General features: G+C 62.5%; 24 protein-coding genes. 9 read left to right on the top strand and 15 right to left on the bottom strand.

What is annotated here, in order from left to right:
- Positions 1-21 precede the first annotated feature (21 nt).
- Together E8Q41_RS05110 and E8Q41_RS05105 are read right to left on the bottom strand one after the other, a co-directional pair.
- Positions 22-696: an exopolysaccharide biosynthesis protein gene (locus tag E8Q41_RS05110; RefSeq protein WP_137154441.1), complete on the bottom strand. Its 675-nt coding sequence runs from the start codon at positions 694-696 to the stop codon at positions 22-24.
- A 93-nt stretch (positions 697-789) separates the two neighbouring features.
- Positions 790-1,410, bottom strand: coding sequence for a DUF1638 domain-containing protein (locus tag E8Q41_RS05105; RefSeq protein ID WP_170976362.1), 621 nt, complete (start codon positions 1,408-1,410; stop codon positions 790-792).
- A 129-nt stretch (positions 1,411-1,539) separates the two neighbouring features.
- Here E8Q41_RS05105 and E8Q41_RS25475 point away from each other — a divergent pair, with 129 nt between their 5' ends.
- Positions 1,540-1,686: a hypothetical protein gene (locus tag E8Q41_RS25475; protein ID WP_170976361.1), complete on the top strand. Its 147-nt coding sequence runs from the start codon at positions 1,540-1,542 to the stop codon at positions 1,684-1,686.
- A gap of 77 nt (positions 1,687-1,763) precedes the next feature.
- Here E8Q41_RS25475 and E8Q41_RS05100 read toward each other — a convergent pair whose 3' ends face one another.
- On the bottom strand, positions 1,764-2,465 hold the full coding sequence (locus E8Q41_RS05100) for a B12-binding domain-containing protein (RefSeq protein WP_137154439.1): 702 nt from the start codon (positions 2,463-2,465) through the stop codon (positions 1,764-1,766).
- A 278-nt stretch (positions 2,466-2,743) separates the two neighbouring features.
- Between E8Q41_RS05100 and E8Q41_RS05095 the strand changes: the two genes are divergently transcribed.
- The 5 genes from E8Q41_RS05095 to E8Q41_RS05075 all read left to right on the top strand — a co-directional run bounded on the left by E8Q41_RS05095 (position 2,744) and on the right by E8Q41_RS05075 (position 7,904).
- Positions 2,744-3,145 carry a molybdopterin-binding oxidoreductase gene (locus E8Q41_RS05095; protein ID WP_137154438.1) on the top strand — a complete coding sequence of 134 codons (402 nt, stop codon included), beginning with the start codon at positions 2,744-2,746 and terminating at the stop codon, positions 3,143-3,145.
- Positions 3,142-5,124 (top strand): EAL domain-containing protein, encoded by a 1,983-nt coding sequence (locus tag E8Q41_RS05090; RefSeq protein ID WP_137154437.1) that lies wholly within the window; start codon positions 3,142-3,144, stop codon positions 5,122-5,124. The genes E8Q41_RS05095 and E8Q41_RS05090 overlap by 4 nt, the downstream gene beginning before the upstream one ends.
- A 150-nt stretch (positions 5,125-5,274) precedes the next feature.
- On the top strand, positions 5,275-6,843 hold the full coding sequence (locus E8Q41_RS05085) for a trimethylamine methyltransferase family protein (RefSeq protein ID WP_137154436.1): 1,569 nt from the start codon (positions 5,275-5,277) through the stop codon (positions 6,841-6,843).
- Between the two features lie 98 nt (positions 6,844-6,941).
- Positions 6,942-7,625 carry a ferredoxin gene (locus E8Q41_RS05080; RefSeq protein WP_137154435.1) on the top strand — a complete coding sequence of 228 codons (684 nt, stop codon included), beginning with the start codon at positions 6,942-6,944 and terminating at the stop codon, positions 7,623-7,625.
- Between the two features lie 54 nt (positions 7,626-7,679).
- A complete protein-coding gene (locus E8Q41_RS05075; protein WP_137154434.1) occupies positions 7,680-7,904 on the top strand; it encodes a DUF433 domain-containing protein in 225 nt (74 codons plus the stop codon).
- Here the strand turns inward: E8Q41_RS05075 and E8Q41_RS05070 are convergent, their stop codons facing one another.
- Both E8Q41_RS05070 and E8Q41_RS05065 read right to left on the bottom strand, forming a co-directional pair.
- Positions 7,905-8,783, bottom strand: coding sequence for a DMT family transporter (locus E8Q41_RS05070; RefSeq protein ID WP_137154433.1), 879 nt, complete (start codon positions 8,781-8,783; stop codon positions 7,905-7,907).
- Entirely contained in the window at positions 8,780-9,655 is an 876-nt protein-coding gene (locus E8Q41_RS05065; protein WP_137154432.1) for a DMT family transporter, read from the bottom strand. Before E8Q41_RS05065 ends, E8Q41_RS05070 begins: the two co-directional genes overlap by 4 nt.
- A 163-nt stretch (positions 9,656-9,818) precedes the next feature.
- Here E8Q41_RS05065 and E8Q41_RS05060 point away from each other — a divergent pair, with 163 nt between their 5' ends.
- Both E8Q41_RS05060 and E8Q41_RS05055 read left to right on the top strand, forming a co-directional pair.
- On the top strand, positions 9,819-10,334 hold the full coding sequence (locus E8Q41_RS05060) for an RNA polymerase sigma factor (RefSeq protein ID WP_137154431.1): 516 nt from the start codon (positions 9,819-9,821) through the stop codon (positions 10,332-10,334).
- 11 nt (positions 10,335-10,345) lie between these two features.
- Positions 10,346-12,373 carry a VWA domain-containing protein gene (locus E8Q41_RS05055; protein WP_246660081.1) on the top strand — a complete coding sequence of 676 codons (2,028 nt, stop codon included), beginning with the start codon at positions 10,346-10,348 and terminating at the stop codon, positions 12,371-12,373.
- Positions 12,374-12,400: 27 nt separating this feature from the next.
- On the opposite strand, the gene E8Q41_RS05050 is transcribed toward E8Q41_RS05055, so the two are convergent.
- The 4 genes from E8Q41_RS05050 to E8Q41_RS05035 all read right to left on the bottom strand — a co-directional run bounded on the left by E8Q41_RS05050 (position 12,401) and on the right by E8Q41_RS05035 (position 16,618).
- Positions 12,401-12,748, bottom strand: a complete 348-nt coding sequence (locus E8Q41_RS05050; RefSeq protein WP_137154430.1) for a hypothetical protein — start codon at positions 12,746-12,748, stop codon at positions 12,401-12,403.
- A 15-nt stretch (positions 12,749-12,763) separates the two neighbouring features.
- Positions 12,764-14,431: a hypothetical protein gene (locus E8Q41_RS05045; protein ID WP_137154429.1), complete on the bottom strand. Its 1,668-nt coding sequence runs from the start codon at positions 14,429-14,431 to the stop codon at positions 12,764-12,766.
- Positions 14,432-14,595: 164 nt separating this feature from the next.
- Positions 14,596-15,603, bottom strand: coding sequence for a betaine--homocysteine S-methyltransferase (gene bmt / locus E8Q41_RS05040; RefSeq protein ID WP_137154428.1), 1,008 nt, complete (start codon positions 15,601-15,603; stop codon positions 14,596-14,598).
- A gap of 94 nt (positions 15,604-15,697) precedes the next feature.
- A complete protein-coding gene (locus E8Q41_RS05035) occupies positions 15,698-16,618 on the bottom strand; it encodes a LysR family transcriptional regulator (RefSeq protein WP_246660088.1) in 921 nt (306 codons plus the stop codon).
- A 514-nt stretch (positions 16,619-17,132) separates the two neighbouring features.
- Between E8Q41_RS05035 and E8Q41_RS05030 the strand changes: the two genes are divergently transcribed.
- Positions 17,133-17,906: a DUF3313 domain-containing protein gene (locus E8Q41_RS05030; RefSeq protein ID WP_348640009.1), complete on the top strand. Its 774-nt coding sequence runs from the start codon at positions 17,133-17,135 to the stop codon at positions 17,904-17,906.
- A gap of 63 nt (positions 17,907-17,969) precedes the next feature.
- On the opposite strand, the gene E8Q41_RS05025 is transcribed toward E8Q41_RS05030, so the two are convergent.
- From E8Q41_RS05025 to E8Q41_RS05000, 6 genes are all read right to left on the bottom strand, one after another.
- A complete protein-coding gene (locus tag E8Q41_RS05025; RefSeq protein ID WP_137154426.1) occupies positions 17,970-18,956 on the bottom strand; it encodes an aldo/keto reductase in 987 nt (328 codons plus the stop codon).
- Between the two features lie 132 nt (positions 18,957-19,088).
- Positions 19,089-20,699 carry an ABC transporter ATP-binding protein gene (locus E8Q41_RS05020; RefSeq protein ID WP_137154425.1) on the bottom strand — a complete coding sequence of 537 codons (1,611 nt, stop codon included), beginning with the start codon at positions 20,697-20,699 and terminating at the stop codon, positions 19,089-19,091.
- A 3-nt stretch (positions 20,700-20,702) separates the two neighbouring features.
- Entirely contained in the window at positions 20,703-21,536 is an 834-nt protein-coding gene (locus E8Q41_RS05015; protein ID WP_137154424.1) for an ABC transporter permease, read from the bottom strand.
- Position 21,537: 1 nt separating this feature from the next.
- Complete coding sequence (locus tag E8Q41_RS05010; RefSeq protein ID WP_137154423.1) at positions 21,538-22,494, bottom strand: ABC transporter permease; 957 nt, start codon at positions 22,492-22,494, stop codon at positions 21,538-21,540.
- 118 nt (positions 22,495-22,612) lie between these two features.
- Positions 22,613-24,208, bottom strand: a complete 1,596-nt coding sequence (locus E8Q41_RS05005) for an ABC transporter substrate-binding protein (RefSeq protein WP_137154422.1) — start codon at positions 24,206-24,208, stop codon at positions 22,613-22,615.
- Positions 24,209-24,701: 493 nt separating this feature from the next.
- Positions 24,702-24,902, bottom strand: coding sequence for a hypothetical protein (locus E8Q41_RS05000; RefSeq protein ID WP_137154421.1), 201 nt, complete (start codon positions 24,900-24,902; stop codon positions 24,702-24,704).

The raw sequence follows: 24,902 nt of genomic DNA, 5'->3' as shown, positions 1-24,902 counted from the left end.
AAGCGCATGCGCGGATGCGGATCAGAAGACGAAAAAGGCCTTCACGCTCGCCCAATAGACGGGGAGTTGCCGGATGACGCCGGGTATCGCGGTGAGGATTTCGTAGCCGACATAGCTGATGACGGCGGTGAAGATCACGCCGATCGCCACGCCTGCCGCCATCACCAATCCGTCGCGTTCGGTGAGGCCGAGGCCCATCAGCGCAAGCGCATAAGCGGGGCCCATATTGCCGAGCGGGATGGGCAGAAAGATGATCAGCGCCAGCAACAGTGCGAACAGGCCGAGAAAGCGTTCATGAAGCCGGGCTTCGCCCGCCCAGAAACGCGGCTTGACGAAGCGTTCCGTCCAGGCGATCCAGGGAAGAAACTTGTCGAGCACCTTGGCGAAGGCCCTGTTGTCGAAGGCGTATTCATGCAGCCGCCGCGGCAGCCAGATCGTGTCGAGGCGCGAAAAGGCCATCTGGAAGGCGACGAACACCAGCGGCAGGCCGAGGATGAACGTGGCGCCCGGCGGCAGGGGAATGAGATTGGGAAGACAGAAGACCACGAGGAACGCGCCGAAGGACCGTTGCTCCATGCCGTCGGCGATTTCACCCAGCGTGATTTTTTCCCCGGCATTGTCCGAGATCTCGCGCAATAAATGCGACAGGCTCTGCCTGTCGTGAGACCTATGGGACGTCGTCGCGCTCATATCCATGCGTTCACACTGTCTCCGGTTGCTGATCCGCTACCCATGTAACGGTCGCGGCAACGCTATCAAACAACAATGTCGCTTTTTTATTCGTTATGATCAGGCGCGTTTGAGTGCGTCTGTCAGGTCGCCATAGCCGGTGAAGCGATATTCATAGTCGAGCTTGAGGTAGTCGGCCGCCCATTTCGCCTTCTTTTGCAACTCTTCGTCCTCGGTCTGGGCGAGATAGACGATCTTGGTGTAGTTGCCGAACACCATGTCGCGCAGTTCCGGATGCTTGTCGAGTTTCAGCGGCTCGATCACGAAGGCCTCGAACTGGCGGGTGATCAGATCGGTCAGATAAAAGGCGGTGAACTCCGTCTCGCAATCGGCGAGGAATTTTTCGTTGCCGGTGAAGAAGCTGTAGCAGTGGGGCCCGGCGATTCGTTCGACGCCTTCCTCGGCGCAGATCTTGTCGAGTTCGCCCTGGGTGCCGCATTCGGCATAGCCGATGAAAATTTTCCGAAAGCCTTCCGCGCGCGCTTCGGCGATCTTTTCGCGCATGGCTGGCGCGATCTTTTCCGGAAACACATGCCAGATGGCGGGAAGACACTGGAGATCGATGTGGTCGAGACCATGCTGATCGCGGATCGCCAGGACTTCGCGGGCGATAGCGCCGCAGGCGATGACGCGCAGGCGATCCGGCGAGGTTTCCGTCCTGTTGGCTTGGCTCATCTGCATTTCCCCTATGGAATAGCGCGTTTCATCGCGTCGCCCGCGAACAATTCCGCTCTTCGCTCGTTAGACCGGCGGACAACCGGTGGATCGGCCGGCTTTTCTCCCGATCCGACGTCATCACGGAGAGCAGACATGACCAAGATCTCGACCCACATCGCCTTCGCCCTCATCGCCGCGCTCGCGCTGTCGTCCTGCGGCAACACCATTCGCGGCATGGGCAAGGATGCATCCAACACCGTCGACGCGACCGAAGACGCAGCCAAGGACGTCGCCAACTGATCGACATCGGTCGAAACTGAAAATGGCCGCGCGGGGTTCCGCTGCGGCCATTTGCGTTTTGTGCCTGAAGGCCGAAATCAGACGCCGGCGGCGAGCTGATTGTGCTTGCGCTTGATGAAGTCCTTCGCCGTTTCGACAGCGATGGCGGCGTCGCGGCAATAGGCGTCGGCGCCGACGGCCTTGCCGAATTCCTCGTTCAGCGGCGCGCCGCCCACGAGCACGACGTAGTCGTCACGGATGCCCTTTTCCTTCATCGTGTCGATGACCACCTTCATGTAAGGCATGGTGGTGGTGAGCAGCGCCGACATGCCGAGAATATCCGGCTTTTCCTTCTCCAGCGCTTCGAGATAGTTTTCGACCGGGTTGTTGATGCCGAGGTCGATCACGTCGAAACCTGCGCCTTCCATCATCATGCCGACAAGGTTCTTGCCGATGTCATGGATGTCGCCTTTGACGGTGCCGATGACCATCTTGCCGAGCTTCGGCGCGCCGGTGGCGGCGAGCAGCGGACGCAGGATGAACATGCCGGCTTTCATAGCGTTGGCGGACAACAGCACTTCGGGAACGAACAGGATGCCGTCGCGGAAGTCGACGCCGACGATGCGCATGCCCTCGACCAGCGCTTCGGTCAGGATGTCGTAAGGCGCCCAGCCGCGCTCCAGAAGGATCTTGGTGGCTTCCTCGATTTCTTCCTTCAGCCCGTCGTAGAGATCGTCGTGCATTTGCTGCACAAGCTCTTCGTCCGAAAGCTCGGAGAGAATGATTTCATCGTCTGCCATGGCGCTCCTCGTCATCAATCTGCGGGCGCCGGATTCGGCGAAACCCTATGTTTCACTATAGTTAGCCTTGGACGTTTGCAAAGCGTTTTCGAAAGCGACGCTCTCGCCCACGAAAGCGACGGCCATTTGCGACAATCGGAGTAAATTTATTTTCGAATAAGCCGTTTTTAACGGGTGCTCACGTAAGGGAAAGTGCATAGAGGGCGGTGATGCGCATGAAATGGTTTTGCAGTTTTCTCGTTTTTCTTGCCTGGGCCGCGACATCGGGCGCCCAAGAGATGATGCTTGTCTTCCGTCACGCTGAAAAGACGGTCGAAATCCCGCTGGCGAAAATCGACGCTTTGCCGCAAACCGACTATGTCGCTTTCCCCCCGGGCATGGACGACAGGGCGCATCGCGTGAAAGGCCCGTTGCTGAAGGATGTCGTCGCGCTGTCCGGTTTCTCGGGCGATTCCTTGTTGGCTGTCGGCTATGACCGCTACCAAGCGGATATTCCGTTCAAGGATATGGACGACTATGCGGTCATCGTCGCCCGCGAGGTCGACGGCAAGGAAGTGACCCTGCGGGAAAAGGGGCCGCTCTGGATTGTCTATCCCTCGGACGCGCATCCGGAGCTTCGCCACAATCCGATCTATGAGGCGCGGAGCGTCTGGCAGTTGAAAGAGATCACCGTCCGATGAAGGATTGGCGCGCGTTTCGGAGCCTGGCCTTGCTGCGCTTTCCGGCGATGCTTTTCGCCATGGGGACTATGTTCGTCGTCACCATCGGCAACATCTCCGCGATCGCCGACGGCTTGGGCATGCATCTGTTCAACTCCGCGCGCTATGAAGAAGCGACGCGCATGGAGATGGAACTCTCCGATCTGCTCGTCAAGGCGCACAGATATTCCTACGGCGACAAGGACATCAAGCGTCGAGTTGTGGATCTCGCCCTCGACATCTTCTGGTCGCGGGTGACTGTGGTCGCCACGCAAAATTATCAGCGCGCGCTCGAAGAGGCGAATATCAAGGACGCCAAGGTCGCAATCGAAATAGAAAGGCGTCTCTCCGATTTCGAGACTGCGATCGATAAACTCGTTCCGGGGGAACGGTCCAGTCTTCGCCCGCTTCTGGTCTTGATTCGCGAGTTTCAGACGCGGGTCAACGACATGAGCAGCGACGCCTATGCCGCGCGGCGCTTCCAGATGCAGAAGATGATCGAACGGGAGATCCAAAGCCTCGGGTCACTGAAGTCGATGCAGTCGCAATTCGCCGGTCTGGCGGCCGTACTGGTCCTTTTCGTGATTTTCGAACTCTTCATTTCGCAGCGCGTCAACCTGCGTCTGAAGAAGGCGATGGCCGAAAAAGAGGCGCTTTTGGTGACCGATGGCCTGACCGGAATCGGCAATCGACGCGGCTTCGAGACGGAGTTATCGTCGCGTCCCCCCTTCAGCGATTTCTCGCTGCTGCTCGTCGATCTCGACGGTTTCAAGGAAATCAACGACACGATGGGACATCCCGCCGGCGACGCCCTTCTGCGCCATGTGGCGAAGGCGCTCGCGGCGAACGCCGAACATTCCGTCGGCGTGGTGGCGCGTCTCGGCGGCGACGAATTCGCCGTCCTGCTGAAAGGATCGCGGCACCGCGCCATGGACTTTGCCGAGGCAGCGCTCGCCGATATCGCCATGCCGCTGATGGTCGACGGCAAGAACATCCAGGTGACGGCCTCCATCGGCGTTGCGCATTCCAGCGACGCCCGCGATGCGACGCCGTTTGTCGAAACGCTGATGAAACACGCCGATCTCGCGCTTTATGCGGCGAAAGCGGATGGTCGCAATTGCGCCCGCTTCACCACCGCCGACATGATCGCCGACAATGCCCGCAAGCGTTTCCTCGCCAAGGACCTTGCCAAGGCTATCGCCGAAGGCGATCTCGACGCCGCTTTCCAGCCGATCGTGTCGATGAAGACGGGGCAGACCGTCAGCGTGGAGACGCTGGTTCGCTGGTCGCATCCGCGCTTCGGGGCGATTCCTGCCCCCGACATCGTGCAGGCGGCGGAGGGCGGCAATCTGATCCTGCCGATGACGCTGGTGATGCTCGACCGCGCCTGCCTGTTGCGCGAGCAGCTCTCCGTGTCCGGCGACGCGCCGCGCATGGCGGTCAACCTGTCGCCGGCGCTATTGTCGATTCCCGATCTCGCTCAGTCGATCGCCAATGTGCTTTCCAAGCGCAATTGTCCCTCGGAAAGCATCATTCTCGAACTGACCGAAGACGCGGCGATGTCGTTGAGCGAGACGGTGGTCGCCAATCTCGAAAGCCTCCGGGCGGCGGGGCTCCGGCTGTCGGTCGATGATTTCGGCTCGGGATATTCCAATCTCAGCCGGCTGGCCGAGCTGGAATTCGCCCAGATCAAGATCGACAAGTCGCTCATCCGCCGCATCGCCATCTGCAACCGCACCTATGACATCGTCCGCCATGTCACCCGTATGGCCGGCGATCTCGGCATGGAGGTGGTGGCGGAAGGCGTCGAGACGGAGGCGGACCGCACGCTTCTGCTCGGGCTCGGCGTTCCGCTCGGCCAGGGATATCATTTCGCCCGTCCGATGTCGGATCTGTCGCTGATGGCCTCGCTCGGCGAACAGCGGATCGGCAAAGCAGGCGGCAGGTTGATGGCCGGGTGAACGGGCTGGCGCCGCAGGCGCTGTTCCATCTCCGCCGCGCTTCGCTTCCAGCGACATGGGTGGCGCTTTTAGGAATGTCCCTTTTGCGGCATGGTTTAGGATCAAACCAAACACTAGGCCGCATGCGCGGCGATCGCAGAGGACGAGACCATGGATGAGACAGTCGAACCAGTAGCCGCTCAGGGAGAAGGCGGCGGACGGCGCGGACGCGGCGCTGCGGCGCGCAGGGCGTCGCGCGCAGGCGGAGGTCCCAACCCGTCTCTCCCCTATATCACCCGCAAGATCCGCGAATATGAAGTGCTGGATGAGGAAGGTCTGGCGCTGATCGAGAAGAACGCCGACACGATTCTCGAAGAGATCGGCATCGAATTCCGTGAAGATCCGGAAGCGCTGGCGCTCTGGAAGGAAGCCGGCGCGGATGTCCGCGGCGAGCGCGTGCATTTCCCCAAGGGCCTGTGCCGCGAACTTCTCAAGACTGCGCCGTCCGAGTTCACCTGGCACGCCCGCAATCCGGCCCGCAACTGCCAGATCGGCGGCAAGGCCACCGTGTTTGCGCCCGTCTACGGCCCTCCCTTCGTGCGCGATCTCGAGGGAAATCGCCGTTACGCCACGATCGAGGACTTCCGAAATTTCGTGAAGCTCGCCTATATGGCGCCGTCCGTGCATTCGTCCGGCGGAACGGTCTGCGAGCCTGTGGACGTTCCGGTGAACAAGCGTCACCTGGACATGATCTACAGCCACATCAAATATTCCGACAAGCCGTTCATGGGCTCGGTCACTGCGCCGGAACGCGCCGAGGACACGATCGCCATGGCGAAGCTGGTGTTCGGCGACGACTTCGTCGAGAACAACTGCGTGACGCTGAACCTCATCAACGCCAATTCGCCGATGGTGTTCGACGAAACCATGGTGGGCGCGCTCAAAGTCTATGCCCGTCATAATCAGGCGACGGTGATTTCGCCCTTCATCCTGTCCGGCGCGATGAGCCCGGTGACGGTGGTCGGCACGCTGACGCAGATCCTCGCCGAAGTGCTGGCCGGCGCTTCCTTCACCCAGCTGATCCGCAAGGGCGCGCCGGTGCTGTTCGGCACCTTCGCCGCTTCGATCTCGATGCAGTCGGGCGCGCCGACCTTCGGCACGCCGGAGCCGTCGCTTGTGTCGTATGGCGCGGCGCAGCTCGCCCGTCGTCTGGGTCTGCCTTTCCGCACCGGCGGCTCGCTCTGCGCCTCCAAGGTGCCGGACGCCCAGGCCGCGCATGAAAGCGCCAACACGATCAACATGACCCTGCTCGCCGGCACGAATTTCGTGCTGCACGCCGCAGGCTGGCTCGAAGGCGGCCTCGTGTCGTCCTACGAGAAGTTCATGATCGACCAGGACCAGCTCGGCATGATGCAGAAGATGGCGGAAGGCGTCGACCTCTCGGTCGAGGCGCAGGCTCTCGACGCGATCCGCGAAGTCGGCCCCGGCAGCCATTATCTCGGCTGCGCCCACACCCAGGCCAACTTCCAGACCGCCTTCTATCGTTCGGCGCTCGCCGACAACAATTCCTTCGAACAGTGGGAAGTGGAAGGCGAAAAGCGGATCGAACAGCGCGCCAACGCCCTGTGCCGTTCCTGGCTGGAACAATATGAAGCGCCCGCGCTCGACCCGGCGATCGATGAAGCCCTGCTCGCCTATATCAAGGAGCGCAAGGACTCCATGCCCGACGCCTTCACTTGAAGGGGTCCCGTTGCCAGGGAGAGCGGCGGGCGGACGCAGGTAGAGGATATGATCCAGCGGGACGTCTGGCGTCCGCACTACAAGCCCGACTGGATGCGATGACACACTCCTCGGACACATTCGAAAACATCCGTGCGGCGCTTGCGCCGCACGGACTTTTTTTGCGCGGCGTTCTGCACTTCGACGGCGACGGGCCGGAGATCGCGACCGGCGAGAGAGCCGGGACCGTCGTGTTGATCGGCAATGTCGGCGGCTCTATGTGGCCGGCGTTTTCGCGCTGGAGACGCCAGGAGGGGGCGGGGCTAGACCATCCGCTCGACGCCTGGTCGGAGGCGGTCGTCCGTGCACTGGCCGCATCCGTCTCCGGCGAAGCCTGGTTTCCCTCGGAAAAGCCCTGGAAGCCGTTCCAGCAATGGGCGATGCAGGCCGAAGGCTTGAAAGCCTCGCCGCTCGGCATACTCATCCATCCAGTGCATGGCCTGTGGCACGGCTATCGCGGCGCAATCGGTTTTGCCGAGAGGATCGGCGAGGCCACGGTTCCGTTTGAACACCATCCCTGTGATCACTGTCCCGACAAGCCTTGCATGGCGGCCTGTCCGGCTGGTGCGATAACCGCAGCGGGCTTCGGCTATGCCGCCTGTCGCGGATACCTCGCCTCGGAGGAGGGGAAAGCAAGTTGCATGGCGGGCGGATGCCTCTCCCGCGCTGCCTGTCCGGTCGGGGCGGAGCACCGATACCCGGTCGAGCAGTTGCGGTTTCATATGCAGGCATTGTCGCTGTGAGGTGACTTTCGGCGGCGTCCTGGTAGACTGCTCCGGATCTCCGGGAACGCCGAGATGAACGACTTAAACCGTATCACGACAGAGCCGGGCAAAAATGGAGGGCGGCTCTCCATTCGGGGGCTGAGAATCCGCGTGGTGGATGTCCTTGATCTTCTCGGGAGCGGCGCTTCGGCGCAGGAGATCCTTGAAGATCATCCGCTTCTTGAGCCAGAGGATATCGCGGCTGTTCTGGCATATGCCGCCGGTCATCGCGATCGCGCGTCGACTGGATCGGACTGATCACGCCACCGCGCGCCTGCTCCACACGATATTGCCGATGACCGCCGCCAGCACGATGGCGCCGCCGATCAGCGTCTGCGGCGTGACGTGTTCCTGAAAGGCGATCCATACCCAGAGCGGAGCGAGCGGCGTGTCGAGCGTCGATATCAGCGCCGTCTGCATGGCGGGCAGTTTGCGGGAGCCGAGCGAGAACAGCGTCAGGCCGGCGGCGGAATTGACGAGCCCGAACAGGACGAGAAAGAGGAGCTGATGGGGCGCCGCGACCGAGAGATCGGCGAAAGGCAGGCAGATCAGGCCGCTGGTCAGCGATCCCACGCAGGAGCAGGCGACGATCGAGATTTCCGGATGGCGCCGGATGACGATGATGCAGAGCGTCATGCAGAGCGTCGACAGCACCGACAGCGCATCGCCCGAGAGCCCGCCATCGGCGCCGAATCCCACCATGATCGCGACGCCGATGAGCGCAAGGCCCGCAGCGGCGACGGAGGCTGGCGTCGGCTTTTCGCGGAGGATCATCCAGCCGAGAAATCCGGCCATCAGCGGCAGCGTGGCGAAGATAACGGCGTTGTGCGCCACCGACGTCAAGCCGAGCGAGCCGACGAAGGCGGTCATGCCGGCCACCACCAGCACGACATAGAGCAGGGACGCGCCGCGCATGGCGGCGAACAGGCGCGGCCAGTTGCGCCCTTCGGTCATGACAATGATCGCAAACAGGCCCAAGCCGCCGAAAATGCCGCGGCCGGCGATCATGGCGGCGTAATCGAGGCCGATCAGCCGGGTGAAGAAGCCGGCCGTGCTCCAGGTGATGGCGGCCAGCATGACGAAGATCACGCCGATCTGGCGGTCGCGATGGATCTGGTCGAGCGTCAACTCTGTCATGCCGGGCTTCCTACGGGTTGGCGGCGCTGGCTCCACAGCACATGCGCGACGACGGCGGCCATGACAATCCCGCCGCCGATCATAGTCTGGGGACCAACGTGTTCGCCGAAGGCGATCCACACCCAGAGCGGCGCAAGCGGCGTGTCGAGCGCGCCGATCAGGCCGGTCTCGATTGCCGGCAGGCGCTTGGAGCCCCAGGCGAAACAGGCGAGGCCCATGGCGGAATTGACCGCGCCGAAGGCCGCAAGCTGCCAGAGTTCGACAGTGGTGACCGACAGCGGATCCCCGAGCGGCCAGCAGATCAGTCCGCTCAGAAGCGCGCCGATCGCTGCGGCTGGCGCCGCCGCCATTTTCGGGTTCCTGCGCATCAGGATGATCGAGAAGCCCATGCAGAGCGTCATGCCCAGAGCGAGCGCATCGCCGAACAGTCCGCCATCAGCGCCGAAGCCGACCATGACCGCTACCCCGACCAGCGCCGCGGCGCTGGCTGCGATGGCGCCGCGATCGGGAACCTCGTCAAGAAAGATCCAGCCGAGCAACGCGGCAATGAAGGGAATGGTCGCGTAGATCACCGCCCCATGCGCCACGGATGTATGGGCGAAGGAGGTGATGAACATGATCATGCCGCAGATGGTGATGCCTATATAGGCGACTTCCGGCTTGCCGATGCGCAGGAATTCGCGCGTCCAGCCGCGACCATGCATCAGGATGACCACCACGAGCAGGCTTAGAGCGCCGAAAATGCCCCGCCAGGCCAGCAGCGTGCAGCTGTCATGCGGGATCAGGCGAGTGAAAAAGCCGGCGGTGCTCCAGGCCACGGCCGAGAGCGTGACGAGAAGAAGCCCAAGTTGATAGTCGCGGCGCGGTGTCATGGGAGCCTTTGCGGAGAGTCCGAACAAAGTTAGAACAAACTTCTCGGCCTATCTAGCGCAAGCGGTTGAAAGTGGCCGCTAAATTTTCTTGATCCGAGCCCCAAGCTTTTTTGAAGATGAAACGTCTCAGTGTTCGAGAGCTTAGACAGAAAGGGAGGGGCGCTTGGACAAGGAATTGGCGCGCCGCGCCGGCGCCGGAGACCGTGAGGCGTTCAGGACGCTGATCGAGCGGCATTACGGCTTCATTCACGCGACCGCGTGGAAGTGGACGGGCAACAAGGCCGATGCGGAAGACGCAGCCCAGGATGTCTGTATCCGGCTTGCAAGCGCGATCTCGCAGTTTCGCGGCGATGCCGCGTTTCGCACCTGGCTCTATGCGCTGGTCCTCAACACCGTCCGCGATCAGGCGCGCAAGCGGGCGCGGGACGCCAAGCGCGACCGGCAGGCGGATTGGCCTGTAGAAGATGACGGGACTGATGACGAGCGGCTCGAGGCGCTGTGGCAGGCGACACTCGGCCTGTCTCCTCGGCAGAGGGATGCGGTGCTGCTCGTCTATTCCGAAGGTCTCGATCATGCCGAGGCCGGCAAGATCCTCGGCTGCGGCGAAAGCACCATCGCCTGGCACCTGCATGCCGCCCGCAAACGGTTGCGGGCGCTTTTCGGCATGAACGCGGCGTAAGGAGACTGACCATGACACGAGATCTCGACCGTCTTTCCCATCTGGCGCCTCCGGAAGCGTCCGAGACGGCGCGCGCAGCGGCGCTCGACGCCGCCATGGCCGCGTTCGACGCGCAGCAAAAATCTGCGACGGCGCCCCAAGCTTTCAGAGATGGCCGCCGTCCAAGCCTCGTCAAAACCATGATGAGGATCTTCGATATGCCCAGACCACTCTTCGCCGGTTCGGCGATCGCCATGCTGATGCTGGTGCCCGCCGGCCTCTATCTCGCCCGGCAGGCTGAACCGCCGGCAGTTACGCCGGCCGCTGAACCAAACGCGAAGAAGGTGGCTGGCGCGCCGACAAAACGGGAAAGCGAATTCAGCGCATCCGAGGTTCAGGGCCTGCTTGACCAGTCGCCTCAGATGCTATCGCCTACAAAACCAAAGGCGTTGGATATAAACTCCGCGCATGAGGCTCCTGCCGCCGCGCCAGGCGTCGCCATTTCAAACCTCGCTGCTCAGGGCCTTTCGCCGGCTGGTAAGGCGAAGGGATCGCCGAGGCCAGAAAACGCTCATGCCAATCGTTTCCGTATTCCGATCGACGCCTTAGCCGACAGTGACGCTGCGCAACCGGCGCCCGTTTCACAAGGCGACCGTTTTTCCGGCAAAGACGCCTCGCCGATCAAGCGTGTGGCGGAGGAGCCGGTCTCCACCTTCTCCATCGATGTCGACACCGCATCTTACGCCTATGCGCGGCGGATGCTGCTCGATGGCGCGCTGCCGCCGCCCGACGCGGTCAGGCCGGAGGAGATGATCAATTATTTCCGCTATGACTGGCCTGCGCCCGCCTCGCCGGAGGAACCGTTCCGCGCCACCGCCACCGTCATGCCCACTCCCTGGAATACCGGGACCGAGCTTCTCCATATCGGGTTGCGCGGCTATCAGTTGAGCGCTGCGCAACGCAAGCCGGCCAATCTGGTCTTCCTGATCGACGTATCGGGGTCGATGGACGAGCCCGACAAATTGCCGTTGCTCAAGACCGCCTTCCGGATGCTGGTCGACACGTTGACGCCCGAAGACAAGGTGTCTGTCGTCACTTATGCAGGAGCCTCGGGCGTGGCGCTGGAGTCGACGTCAGTGCGCGACAAGGCGAAGATACTCGCCGCCATCGACGCGCTCGGGGCCGGCGGCTCGACGGCGGGCGCTCAGGGCATCGAAACCGCCTATGCGCTGGCGGAAAAGAGTTTCGTCAAGGATGGCGTCAACCGCGTGCTTCTCGCCACCGACGGCGACTTCAATGTCGGCGCGTCGAGCGACGACGCGCTGAAATCGCTGATCGCCGCCAAACGGAAAAGCGGCGTCTATTTGTCGGTGCTCGGCTTCGGCTCCGGAAACTACAATGACGGGTTGATGCAGGCGCTGGCGCAGAACGGCAATGGCCAGGCCGCCTATATCGACACGCTCGCCGAGGCGGAAAAAGCCCTGTCCCAGGATGCGATGTCGGCGCTCTTTCCGATCGCAGAGGACGTCAAGATTCAGGTGGAGTTCAACCCGGCCCGCGTCTCGGAATACCGGTTGATCGGCTATGAGACCCGGGCGCTCAACCGCGAGGATTTCAATGACGACAAGGTCGACGCCGGCGAAATCGGCTCGGGGCATGAGGTGACGGCAATCTATGAAATCACGCCCAAGGGCAGCCCGGCCACGCGGATCGACGATCTGCGTTACGGCGCGCCGGACGCCGCCAAGCCGGCTTCGGATGAACTGGCCTTTGTGAAGCTGCGCTACAAGCGCCCGGGCGAAAAGGAGAGCCGGCTGAGTTCGTTCCCGGTCATGGCGGGAGCCGCCTTGAAGAGCGTCGATGCGGCATCCACCGACGCCCGCTTTTCTGTCGCAGTCGCGGCCTTCGCGCGGAAACTGCGCGGCGACCCGGACCTTTCGGATTATGGTTGGGATCAGGTCCGGGCGCTGGCCGAGGCGGCGCGTGGCGCCGATCCCTTCGGCTACCGGGCGGAATTCATCCGGCTTGTGTCGATCGCCAAGGCGCTGGCGCCCCGCTGAGGGAGCGCCGCACGCCCGGACATTGCATCAGACAGGGGCCTTGGGAAAGGCCAGTTCAAGGCCCCTGGATTTGCGGAGTCCTTCGCGATAGGCGGCGTAAGCCGGGTGCTGGGAGGATTTCGCCAGTTCCATCAGGCGGAATTGCAGCCGCGCAGGCGCATTGTGCCCCAGCCATTCGCCGGTCTTTTCGAGCTTGAGCGAGTTCAGGAAACGGGCTTCGGCCGCGCGGTTCAGCCAGAGCGTCAGGCCTTCGATCAGATTGTCGTCCTGAACAGGATTTTCCATCAGCAGCTTGAGAAAGCTCTGATCGGCGTCCTGAAAACTCTGGGCTTTTTCGGCGACGGCGTCGCGATCGGGAAAGGGGGCTGCGGTCATGGCGTCTTCATCCGTTCAGTTCGTCTTCGAAGCGGGCGGCGGCGGATCGAGATCCTCAGGCGGAAGACCGGCCCGCACGCGCATTATCATCCGCTCATACGCCGATTCGAGGTTCTGGGCGAAAGTTGCGGGATCGAAGACGGGCGAAGCCCCGACTTTTCCGAGGATTTTTGCCGAAAGCGCTTTCCGTTTTTCGTCGTCGCGGGCAAGAGAAAGCGCAAGATCGACATAGGCGACTTCGTCCGTGACCGTGAATTCGTCGAGACCGAGCGTCGCAAGCAGGCTGTCGGTCATCCGACCCCAGAACGCCTCCGTGCGCAGCGACACGATGGGTAGGCCGAGCTGCAACGCTTCGGCGATCATGGCCGCGCCATTGTGGGGGAAGCTGTCGAGAACCATATCCGCCGCCATCAGCCGCGCCAGGCGCTCGCTGCGTCTCGCTGCGGGCGTCGAGAAACGGATACGCTCGCCGGGGACGCCGGCCTCCACCATGGCGGCAAGCAGATTGTCCCTGCTGAAGCGATTGGCGAATTGCAGCCAGAGCACGATACGGTCGTCTGCCTTGAGGATTGCGGCGAGGCTCATGAAACAAGCGGGAGAGAGCCGTCTCTTTTCATGAAAGAAAGCGATGACGATCGCGTCCTCCGGCAAATCCAGCGACGCGCGGCTGCGGGGCTCGATGTCGGCGGGGCGCGGCGGGAGCGGCGTGAAGACGCCCGGAAGGCGGCAGAGCCTTTCCTGGCGGCGCGTCACAGCATCCGCAGGCGCGACCGATGAGTCGGCGACGATATAGTCGTAGTTCAGCCCCGCGCTCGGACCGGTGACTCCGAGAAAACCGACCCTGAGCGGCGCCAACCCTTCCGCCAGCAGGTTCTGTCGGCCCGAGGGCGCATGCCCTGCAAGATCGACGAGAATATCGAGGTTCAGGGCGCGGATGCTGTCGGCCGCGCTCTCGTCATTGATGCCGCCGATGGCCAGGGAGCGAAAGGGAAGGCCTTCGGGCGGATCGGTTTCGAGCGTAATCAGGTCGATGTCCACGCGATTGACGTCATGGCGGGCCAGAACGGGCGCCATCAGCCGCATCGGCGAGGTTTCCGGCGCCAGAGAGGGAAGGAAATAGCCTATCCGCAGCCTGTCTCTCGTCTTGCGCAGCGCCGGTCTGGGCTGCTCGACCAGGGGCTGGGGGAAAAGTCTGAGGTCGGCGGCCAGGGCCTCATCGACGGACCAGTCGATATGGGTGTAGGGATCTTCGGCCGAACGCCAGAACGGATCGCCGCCGCGCAGCCGCGCCAGAAGCGCGTCATTCTCCTCGGCGATATCGCGAAACAGGCAGGTGTGTCGAAGCGCGCGATAATAGAAGCGATGCGTGCGCGCATCGGCAGGCGCGAGATCACGGGCGGCAAGCCCTGCCTGATAGGCTTCGTTGATTGCGAAATGCTCGAGAAAGAGGTGACCGGCGATCAGCATGAATGCCGCGTGATCGCGGCCTTCGGTTTCGGCGGCGCGCCGGAAATGCCGAGCGCCCCTCAAGGGCGAGCCTGTCCGCAAATGGCATTGCGCCAGAATGACGAGGAGAGCCTGCGGGCAATCTTGCTCCTGGGCCAATACGCCGTAGTCGGCGATGACGCCGTGATAATCGCCGCCCTGATATCGCCGGAGCGCATCCTCGAGCGCCGACGTCATGGAGCCTCCATATTCGATCGCGGCTGAAATGGAATCATCGGCGCCGTGTTTCTCCTTTTGCTAAAGGATATCACGACTTATGCTTGTCCGACCCTGACTCTGTCGATCCCATGAAAAAGGGCCCGTCGCCGGGCCCTTCTCAATACTCTCGGCCGTTGTCGGCGTCAGCCGCGGCTGCGGCCGCGACGCTCGCGGGGGGCTGCGGCTTCCTCGGCGGTCTTGTTGCGCAGCGGACCGATGCGCTCGACGATGCTGTCGAGCGTCGGGCGCGGGCCGGGCGTGTGGTTGTCCACGGCTTCGCGGATCGCCGCGAGATGCTCGCAGGAGGTGCCGCAGCAACCCCCGATGATCTTCGCCCCGGCGTCCAGCGCAAGACGCGCATAATCGGCCATCAGCGGCGGGGTGCCGGAATAATAGATCTTCTCGCCGCGGAATTCCGGGATGCCGCAATTGCCCTTGACGACGACGGTGGCGTCCGGCTTGGCCTCTGTCATGGCGAGAAGGGTCGCCAGAATGTCGGACGCGCCGACGCCGCAATTGGCGCCGACGGCGACCGGGCCTTCCCCGATATCGGCGGCGACGCCGTGGATATCCTTGGGCGCTAGGCCCATCATGGTCTTGCCGGCGGTGTCGAAGGAGCCGGTATAGACATAGGGCAGGCCGGTCTTCACCGCCGCTTCGCAGGCGGCGCGGATTTCTTCGGCCGAGGACATGGTCTCGATCCAGGCGACATCGGCGCCGCCGGCCTTGAGGCCTTCCATCTGTTCGGCGAAGGAGGAGACGGCGTCTTCATAGGTCAGCGCGCCGAGCGGAACGAGCAGTTCGCCGGTCGGACCGACCGAGCCCGCGACGATCACCTTGCGCGGCGCCTTGTCGGCGACGGCGCGGGCGATTTCCGCCGCTTTCTTGTTGAGTTCGTGCACCCTGTCCTGGGCGTGATGCAGCTTGAGCCGCTGGCGGGTGCCGCCGAAGGAATTGGTGAGAATGATATCGGCGCCGGCGTCGACGAAATCCTGATGCAGCTTGGTGATGTTTTCAGGTTTGGCTTCGTTCCACAGTTCCGGCGCTTCGCCGGCTTCGAGACCCATGGCGAAAAGCGAGGTGCCGGTGGCGCCGTCGGCGAGGAGGACGCCCTTTTGGGCGAGCAGGTCTGAAAGCGGATTGGCGGTCATGGGCGTATCCTCGCGATTGCTGATGGAGAAAGATATAAAGATATCTTTATATGGATGCAAGGACTTTGGCGCCTGGGAGGGCGCAAACGCCATTTCAGCGCAGACGGTTCTCGGCGGCGAGGAAGTCGAGAAAGGTTCTGACTTTGGCGGAAAGGTAGGCGCGATTGGGGTAAATCGCGTAGAGCGGAACAGCCAGATCCACATCGCCGGGCAGGATTTCCACGAGATTTCCTGTTTTGAGATCTTCGTCCAGTTGCCACCGCGGAAGGATCGTAATGCCCATGCCTTCCAGGCATGCTGCATGAATCAAAGTCTCGTTGGCGCTGCGCATCACCGGCTCGAAGCGGATGATACGCTCTTCGCCGCCGGTTTGCAGCTTCAACTGTCCTGTCGGCATGACCGGCGTATAGGAGAGAAACGGCGCGCCATCGAGATCTGCAAGCGATGTCGGCACAGAGATGCGCTCAAGCAGCGCCCTGGTGGCGACCAAAACGAAACGCATATCGATCAGTTTGCGGCCGACCACGTCTTTTTCGAGCGCCCTGGCCACGCGTATGGCCAAATCATACCCTTCCTCGACCAGATCGACCAGGCGCCCGTTGAGTTCAATATCGAGCTTTACCTCGGGATAAAGGTGGCGATAGGCGGAGAGGATGCCTGCAAACCGCGCATTCGCCATCCAGATCGGCGCGCTCAGCCGCAAGGTCCCACGCGGCGTCTGGGTTGTCGCGCCGAGTTCCGTTTCGATTTCTTCGAGGCCTTCGAGCAAGGGACGAACGCGATCGAAGTAACGCTGGCCCGCTTCGGTCAGGCTGACATTGCGGCTGTTTCGGTTGAGCAGACGCGATCCGAGGCGCTTTTCCAGACGCATGATGTGCTTGCTTACCATCGCCGGAGAGATTTCCAATCGCCGCGCCGCAGTAGAGAAGCTGCGCAGTTCAGCGACCGCCAGGAAGGTTTTCAGGCTGAAGAGAGAGTCCAATTCATTTCCTCCGGGGAAATGCACCCCCAACATGATGCGCAATGATCAACATATCGGAAAGGTGTAAATGTGGCCGCGAAAATGAAAACGGCTCTGGATCAGGGCCGTGTTGAAACCAGGGAACCGGTTTGACGGATTTAGCCAATTCTTCGCGATCATCGCGGATCTGCCGGGACGGGATGGAGCGGTTTGCCGGCAGGGAAAATCGCACTGGCTTTGTTGCTGCGAAGACCTGCAGGACGCGCATTCTCCATGAGATGGGGACGCTTGTCGCAACGTGTCTTGCGGGGGGGAGAGGACGCCGCCGGCTCCCTGAACCTCAGCGCCGGATCGTACGGACTGACGGGAGATGCGTCTCCCTTCCGCCTTTGCCCTCAGCGCCGACACCACGAGCCTGAAGCCTGAAAAGGAAGGACAATACATGGACGACACATATGCATCATCGGAGATTCGCGTCTCGACACCCGGTCGCGCGTATGGACGCGCGCCTTTTGCCCCGCTGTTAGTGCTTTCGCTACTGGCGGCGGCTGTCTCGGGATGCAGCTCCGTGGCGCTGACGGACGGCCATACCCTGACGTCCAGTACTGGGCTGGGTCCGCAAACCGGTCGCCTCAGCAAGAGCAGGATCTTTGTCGATCCCGCAGCGGTCGGCGCGGCAAAAACCGCGCGTATCGAACTGGCCCGGTTGTCGCCGGATGCGGAAGCGCGGGTCAAGGATCCCAAGGATCGCGCGCTGGTCGCCAACGCCGTGAGCCGCGCGCTGTGTGTCGGGCTCAGCGACAAATACCGGATCGTCGGGGCGGATGAGCCGGCGGATCTGACCGTCCGCACCACCGTCACCCGGCTGACGCCGACCGGAAAGGTGGCGGCGGGCGTGTCGACGGCGGTCACGCTCGGCAGCAGCTTCATTCTGCCGGTCAGTGCGCCGAGATTGCCGATCGGGCTGGGCGGAATCGCCGTCGAGGCCGAGGCGCTGGACGCCGTCGGCGCACAACGCGCCGCGATGGTGTGGTCGCGCGGGGCGAACGCCATCACCAACAGCCCCAGAGTGTCGGAGATCGGTGACGCCTATGAACTGTCGGGCGCCTTCGGTCAGGAATTTTCGAGGCTTGTGATCGACGGCAAGGCACCAGGCATGATGCCCAAGATCCCATCCGGGCAGAAACTCAAATCCACGTTCGGCGGAAAGCCGAAATACGCCGCCTGCGAAGCCTTCGGTCGTGCGCCTGGCGTTCCCGGCATGGTCGCAGGCATGGTGGGGGCGCCTCCAGGCTGGACCGACAAATCCGCTGCGAAAGCCCCGAGCGCGCCGGGCCAATAAGCGTCTGCCTGACGCCCGGGATCGTATGACGCGGCGGCCGGAGACGGCCGCCGCATTCGCGTCTCACCATTTCTGATGAACGTGCGGGGCGATCATCTCGTCATACACGGCTTTGACCTCGGCCATCACCTCGTTGGAAAGAGCGGGCAGGGCGGAGGCGCGGGCGTTGTCCTCGGCCTGGGTCTTGTTTTTGGCGCCGGGGATGACGACGGTGACGGCGTCGTTCATGAGGATCCAGCGCAGGGCGAATTGCGCCATCGTCGCGCCGCCCGGAACCAGCGGGCGCAGGCGTTCGACCGCGGCGAGACCGACGTCATAGGGCACGCCGGAGAAGGTTTCGCCCATATCGAAGGCTTCGCCATTGCGGTTGAAGGCGCGATGGTCGTCACTGGCGAACTGGCTCTGCGCGCTCATCTTGCCGGTCAGCATGCCGGAGGAGAGGGGAACGCGGATGATGGTCGCGACATTCCGCGCCTTGGCTTCGCGGAAGAACAGGCTCGCCGGGCGCTGGCGGAAGATGTTGTAGATGATCTGCACCGAGACGACGTTGGGGAATTCGATCGCCTTGAGCGCTTCTTCGACCTTTTCGACCGAAACGCCGTAATAGCGGATCTTGCCCTTGGCGACGAGATCGTCGAGCAGGCCGAAAATGTCGGCGCGGTAATAGAGATCCCATGGCGGGCAATGAAGCTGCACAAGATCGAGCGCGTCGACGCCGAGATTGGCGAGCGACCGGTCTATCCAGGCTTCGAGATTGTCGCGGCTATAGCCTTCGACCACCTGTTTGGGCAGGCGACGACCGGCCTTGGTGGCGACCATCGGGCGCTCGCCGCCGCGTTCTTTCAACACGTCGCGGATGATCTTTTCCGAGCGGCCGTCGCCATAGACATCGGCGGTGTCGATGAAGGTCATTCCGGCGTCGAGCGCGGCATGAAGCGCGGTCTTGGCGTCGCTTTCCGCGACGTCGCCCCAGGAGCCGCCGATGGCCCAGGCGCCGAAGCCGATTTCCGACACCGACCAGGGCGTCCGGCTGAACTGACGTGATTGCATAGGGTCTCTCCTCTTTTGAGGCGCATTTTTCAGCCAGAGGGGCGGAAGTCAATCGGACGCAATTGTAATACAAAACTAAAAAGACCGCGCCTTGTGGGCGCGGCCGAGTTTCGAGTCCCCGCTTTATATAACTCAGATGACCTTGCGCTTCTCCAGCACGTCGTCGAGCCAGTCGGTGCGCATTTCCGGCACGGAGGAAATGAGCTTTTCCGTATAAGGGTGGAAGGGCGGCGAGAAGATCTGCGCCGTCGGCCCATCGGCAACCACCTCGCCGCGCAGCATCACCGTGGTGCGGTGGGCGATGCGGCGGACGATGCCGAGGTCGTGGGTGATGAACAGATAGGCGATCCCCAATTCGTCCTGCAGCCGCTTGAGCAGCTTAAGGATTTCCTCGGCCACCAGCTGGTCGAGCGCCGATGTCGGCTCGTCGCAGATGATCAGATCGGGATTGGCGGCCAGCGCGCGAGCGATGCAGATACGCTGCTTCTGACCGCCCGACAGCGCGGTCGACAGGCGGCCGGCGTAATTTTCGGGCAGGCCGACCTGGCGCAGAAGTTCGGCGACACGGGCGTCGACTTCCGCCTTCGACTTGTTGAAGTAGAAGGCGTAGGGGCGGCCGATGATCTCGCCGATCGTCTGGCGGGGATTGAGCGCGACGTCGGGCAGCTGGTAGATCAGCTGGATGCGGCGCAGCTCCTCCTTTGAGCGGCTCTTGTAAGACGGCGACATCTCCTTGCCGCCGAACTTCACCGAGCCCGATGTGCGTGACAGAAGTCCGGTGATCAGGCGGGCGAGCGAGCTCTTGCCGGAGCCGGATTCGCCGACGACGGCCACCGTCTCGGCCTTGGCGACATCGATCGAGACGTTCTTGAGCACGGTGAAATCGCCGTATCTGCCGACGACATTGTCGACCTTCAGCACGATGTCGCCGCGCACGTCCTCGATCGTGTCCTCGTCGAGCTTGTCGGCGGCCTTGCGTTCGGAGACGAGGGCGGCGGTGTATTCCTTTTCCGGCCGCATCAGGATCTGCTCGGTTTCGCCGAGTTCGACCATCTTGCCGCCGCGCAGCACCATGATGCGGTCGGCGACCTGCGCCACGACCGCGAGATCGTGGGTGATGTAGAGGGCGGCTGTGTTGAGCTCCTTGATCAGTTTCTTGATCAGCGCCAGCACCTCGATCTGGGTGGTGACGTCGAGCGCGGTGGTCGGCTCGTCGAACACCAGGATGTCGGGGCGGCAGGAGATTGCCATCGCCGCCATGGCGCGCTGCAGCTGGCCGCCGGACACCTGGTGGGGATAGCGCGAGCCGAAGTTTTCGGGATCGGGTAGGCCGAGCGAGCGGAACAGGTCGATGGCGTTCTTCTTCGCCTCGTCCGGCTTCATCAGGCCGTGCTGGATCGGCATTTCGCAGACCTGATCCATGATCGTATGGGCCGGGTTGAACGACGCCGCCGCCGACTGGGCGATATAGGCGATGCGCTGGCCGCGCATGTCGCGGCGGCCTTCCGGGGAGAGATCGCGGACGGAGACGCCGTCGATCTCGACTTTACCGCCGGTGATGCGGCAGCCGGCGCGGGCATAGACCATCGAGCCCAGGCCGATGGTCGACTTGCCGGCGCCCGATTCGCCGATCAGGCCGAGCACTTCGCCGCGCTGCAGCTCCAGCGAAACGTTGTCGACCAGAACATTGCCCGAGACGGATTCGATGCGCAGGTCGGTGATCTTGAGGATGGGATAGGCCATGGCTCACATCTCCGCCGAGGCGCCCGAGGGACGGGCATTGATGGACAGGATCCAGTCGACGACGAGGTTCACGCCGATGGTCATGATGGCGATCATCAGCGCGGGCCAGAGCGGCGCCGGCAGACCAGAGACGATCGCGCCGCGGTTTTCCCACACCATGCCGCCCCAGTCGGCATGCGGCGGCTGGATGCCGAGGCCGAGGAAGGAGAGGCCTGCGACGAACAGGAAGTTGAAGCAGAAGCGCAGGCCGAATTCGGAAATCATCGGCGGCAGCGCGTTCGGCAGGATTTCCTTGCGCATGATCCACCACAGGCCTTCGCCGCGCAGGCGGGCCGCCTCGACGAATTCCAAGACCGCGATGTTCATCGACACGGCGCGGGCGAGGCGGAAGACGCGGGTGGAATCGAGGATGGCGATGGTGATGACCAGCGTCGGGATCGAGGAGCCGAACATCGAGAGCACGATCAGCGCGAAGACCAGGAGCGGGATCGACAGCATGATGTCGACGAAGCGCGACAGGATCTGGTCGATCACCACGCCGCCGGTCGCGGCGAGCAGGCCGGCGATCGTGCCCATGGTGAAGGACAGGATCGTGGTGGCGAGCGCCACGCCGATGGTCATGCGGGCGCCGTAGATGATGCGCGAGAGCATGTCGCGGCCGTTCTGGTCGGTGCCCAGCCAATGGGCGGCCGACATGGCCTCCCAGCGCGAGCCGACCGATTCCGATTCGGTGTAGGGCGCGATCCAGGGCGCGAATACAGCCATGAAGATGAATGCCAGGACGATGGCGATGCCGAGCCAGGCGGCTCCGTTTGGTTTGTAACCGAAGATCGTCATGTCACTTCCCCAAAGAAGGCTTGCGCAGGCGCGGGTTGACGAGAATGCTGATCACGTCCGCAGTCGTGTTGAGCACGATGAAGGCGGCTGCGAAGACCAGGCCGCAGGCCTGCACCACCGGCAGGTCGCGTTTTGTCACGCCGTCGACCATGAACTGGCCGATGCCCGGATAGTTGAAGACTTTCTCGATGACGACCACGCCGACGATGAGATAGGCGAGATTGAGCGCGATGACCGCGATGATCGGAGCCGCCGCATTCGGCAGCGCGTGCCGAACGATGACGCGGCTGCGCGGCAGGCCCTTCAGGAAGGCCATTTCGATATAGGGCTGGGACATGATCGCCAGCACCGCCGATCGCGTCATGCGCAGCATATGCGCGGCGACCAGCAGGGTGAGGGTGATGGCGGGCAGCATGGTCGTCCAGAGCTTCATGCCGAGCGACATGCCGGGATAGACCATGACCAGCGACGGAAGCCAGCGGAGCTCGACGGCGAACACCAGGATCAGCACATAGGCGATGAAGAATTCGGGAACCGAGATCGTGGCGAGCGAGACGATGTTGGCGAGGCGATCCGGCCATTTGCCTTCGTTGATGGCGGCCAGGATGCCGAGGCCCACCGAGAGCGGCACGGCGATACAGGCGGCGAAGCCGGCGAGGAAGAGCGTGTTTTCAAAACGCGGCGTGATGGACTGCAGAATATCGCGCTTGTTGGTCATGGCTTTGCCGAAATCGCCCTGCAAGGCGTTCGTGAACCATTCGAAGTAGCGGATGTAGGCGGGACGGTCGAGGCCGAGTTCGGCGCGGAACACCGCGAGCGTTTCGGGCGTGGCGCCCTGTCCGAGCACCGCCGAGGCGACGTCGCCCGGCAGGATTTCCGTCGCGGCGAAGATCAGCACGCTGACGGCGAACAAAGTTACGACCGCAAGCGCGAGCCGCGTGGTTAACAAGCGAAGCATGTCATCGCCCCCTTTATAGTCTTATGGGCAAAATCCGCGTCCGTCCCCACATCCCCGCGCGGTTGGACAGCGGATAAAATACGGGCGCGGAAAATCCTTTCCGCGCCCGAAATCGCTATCAGGCGAACCAGGCCTTTTCGGCCACGCGGTTGTCGTCCATGTCGTAGCGGGCATGCGGCTTCACGCCCTGAACCTTCGGCGAGTAGCCGTCGAGGTAGTCGGTGATCGCAAAGCAGATCATGCCGCCGTCTTCGGAAATCATTTCCTGGCACTTGCCATAGATTTCCTTGCGCTTGGCGTCGTCCAGCTCGATGCGGGCTTCGGCCACGAGGGCGTCGAAGTCCGGCTTGCGCCAGTTGGAGTCGTTCCAATCCGAAGCCGAACCATACACCTGGGTGAAGGTCTGGTCGGCGGTCGGGCGGCGGCCCCAGTAAACGGCGCAGAAGGGAACCTTGAGCCAGACGTTGTCCCAGTAGCCATCGGGTGAGACGCGGTTGACGGTGAGGTCGATTCCGGCCTTCTTGATGGATTCCTGGTAGATCGTGGCGCAGTCGACAGCGGTGCCCCAGGCGCCTTCCGACGTCTGCAGTTCGATCTTGGTTCCAGCGGCGAGACCGGCCTTCTTGAAGTGGAAGGCGGCCTTGTCGGGATCATAGGCGCGCTGCGGCATGGAGGCGTTGTAATAGGGGTTCAGCGGGTCGAGCGTATGGTCGTTGCCCGGGATAGCGTAGCCCGAATAGACCTGGTCGATGATCTTCTGGCGATCGATGCCGTATTTCAGAGCAAGGCGCAGGTCCTTGTTGTCGAACGGAGCGTCGGTGACGCGCGAGACGAAGCAGAAGCGGTTGCCCGTGCCCTTGGTGCGGACGACGGCGACGTTCGGATCCTTCATCAGATTGTCGACCGTGCGGGCGTCGATGCGGTTGATCGCGTCCACCTGGCCGGACTGCAGGGCAGCCGAACGAGCGGCCGGGTCCTGGATGTAGATGAGTTCGACGGCGTCGAAATTGCCGCGGTTCGGCTTCCAGTAATCGCCGCGGTTCTTGAAGGCGATGCGGACGCCCGGCTCGAAGCTTTCCAGCGTATAGGCGCCGGTGCCGATCGGGTTGTTCCAATCCGTGAAGTCCTTGGGCACCACCACCAGATGGTAGTCGCCGAGGATGGCCGGGAAGTCGGCGTTGCCGGCCGACAGCGTGATGCTGACCTGGCTCGGCGAGGTGGCCGAAATATCGGCGATCTGCTCGAGGATGCCCTTGGCCGGCGACTTGGTTTCGCCGCGATGCAGGCCGATCGAGTAGATGATGTCGTCGGCGTCGAGCGTCTTGCCGTTGGAGAACTTGATGCCCTGGCGGACGTTGAAGGTCCACTGCTGCGCGCCCGGCTCTACATCCCAGCTTTCGAACAGTTCGCCGGTCGGATTGCCTTCGCTGTCGAATTCGACGAGGCAGTTCATGAGGGCGAGCGAAGCGGCGATCATCACCGAGTCGGCATAGGTGCGCGGGTCGAGCGAGTCGGAGGCGGAGCCGCCTTCCATGCCGAGACGCAGCGTGCCGCCCTTCTTGGGCTCGGCGGCCTGCGCCTTGGAGAACATCGAGGATGCTGCCGGGATCGCGATGCCGGTGGCCAAAGCCAGCTGCATGAAATCACGACGGGAAAGGCTGCCCTTGCGGGCGAGCTGTTCAGCCGCTTTCAGTTTGCTTTCGAAGTCATTCATGTGTGGTCTCCCTTGTTATGCTGCGAATGGCTGATGGCCGGTTGTTCCCCAAAGGGCCCCAGCGATTGTGGTGAAACCGATCTGCGCGGCTCGCGGCGCGGCGCGTCGATCCGTCTGGCGAAAGGCATAGATTGTCGGGAAGGATTCGAAAGCAGACCCTGCGCTTTGGCCGAGATGCCGCTTGCCGCTGTCATCCATACAGAGCATGTCTCCCAGTTGTCCGAAACGATCTCCGCTTCGGTCTCAGTTGAATGATCGCCCGCGTCGCATAGGCGCATGCGCGGCGATATTCCACAAGTCTTCCGTTCCCAGGCGTGAGCATTTTTTATATATCTCTAAACGTCGCCGTAGCGTCGCTTGAGACTGTTTGCACTCACGAAAATGAACTGTACGGCTTCGAATGAATAAATCAACACCCCCTTGGCCGAGCTGAGTTCAGGCTTAAAAAATCCTATTCCAATTGCGACGGATTGTCGCCGCATGCAGTGTCCCTTTATGCGTTTGTTGTGAAATATTGCGCGCCATGGTGGTGATCCGGTCCCTCGCCAAGGCTCTGTACAGCAATGTTATTCGGCTTGAGACCTAATGTGTCGAAAATGCGTCGCGCCGCCGTCGGCAAAATTTTTTTTGGCGGATCTTCAAAAAAAATCGCGGGGAGGGCGCCGACCCTTTTTTTGAAACTTGGGCTGCTCAT

The organism is Rhizobium sp. FKL33, from assembly GCF_005222915.1.
Lineage (GTDB): Bacteria > Pseudomonadota > Alphaproteobacteria > Rhizobiales > Rhizobiaceae > Rhizobium_E.
This window is presented reverse-complemented; position numbering and strand designations above follow the sequence as displayed.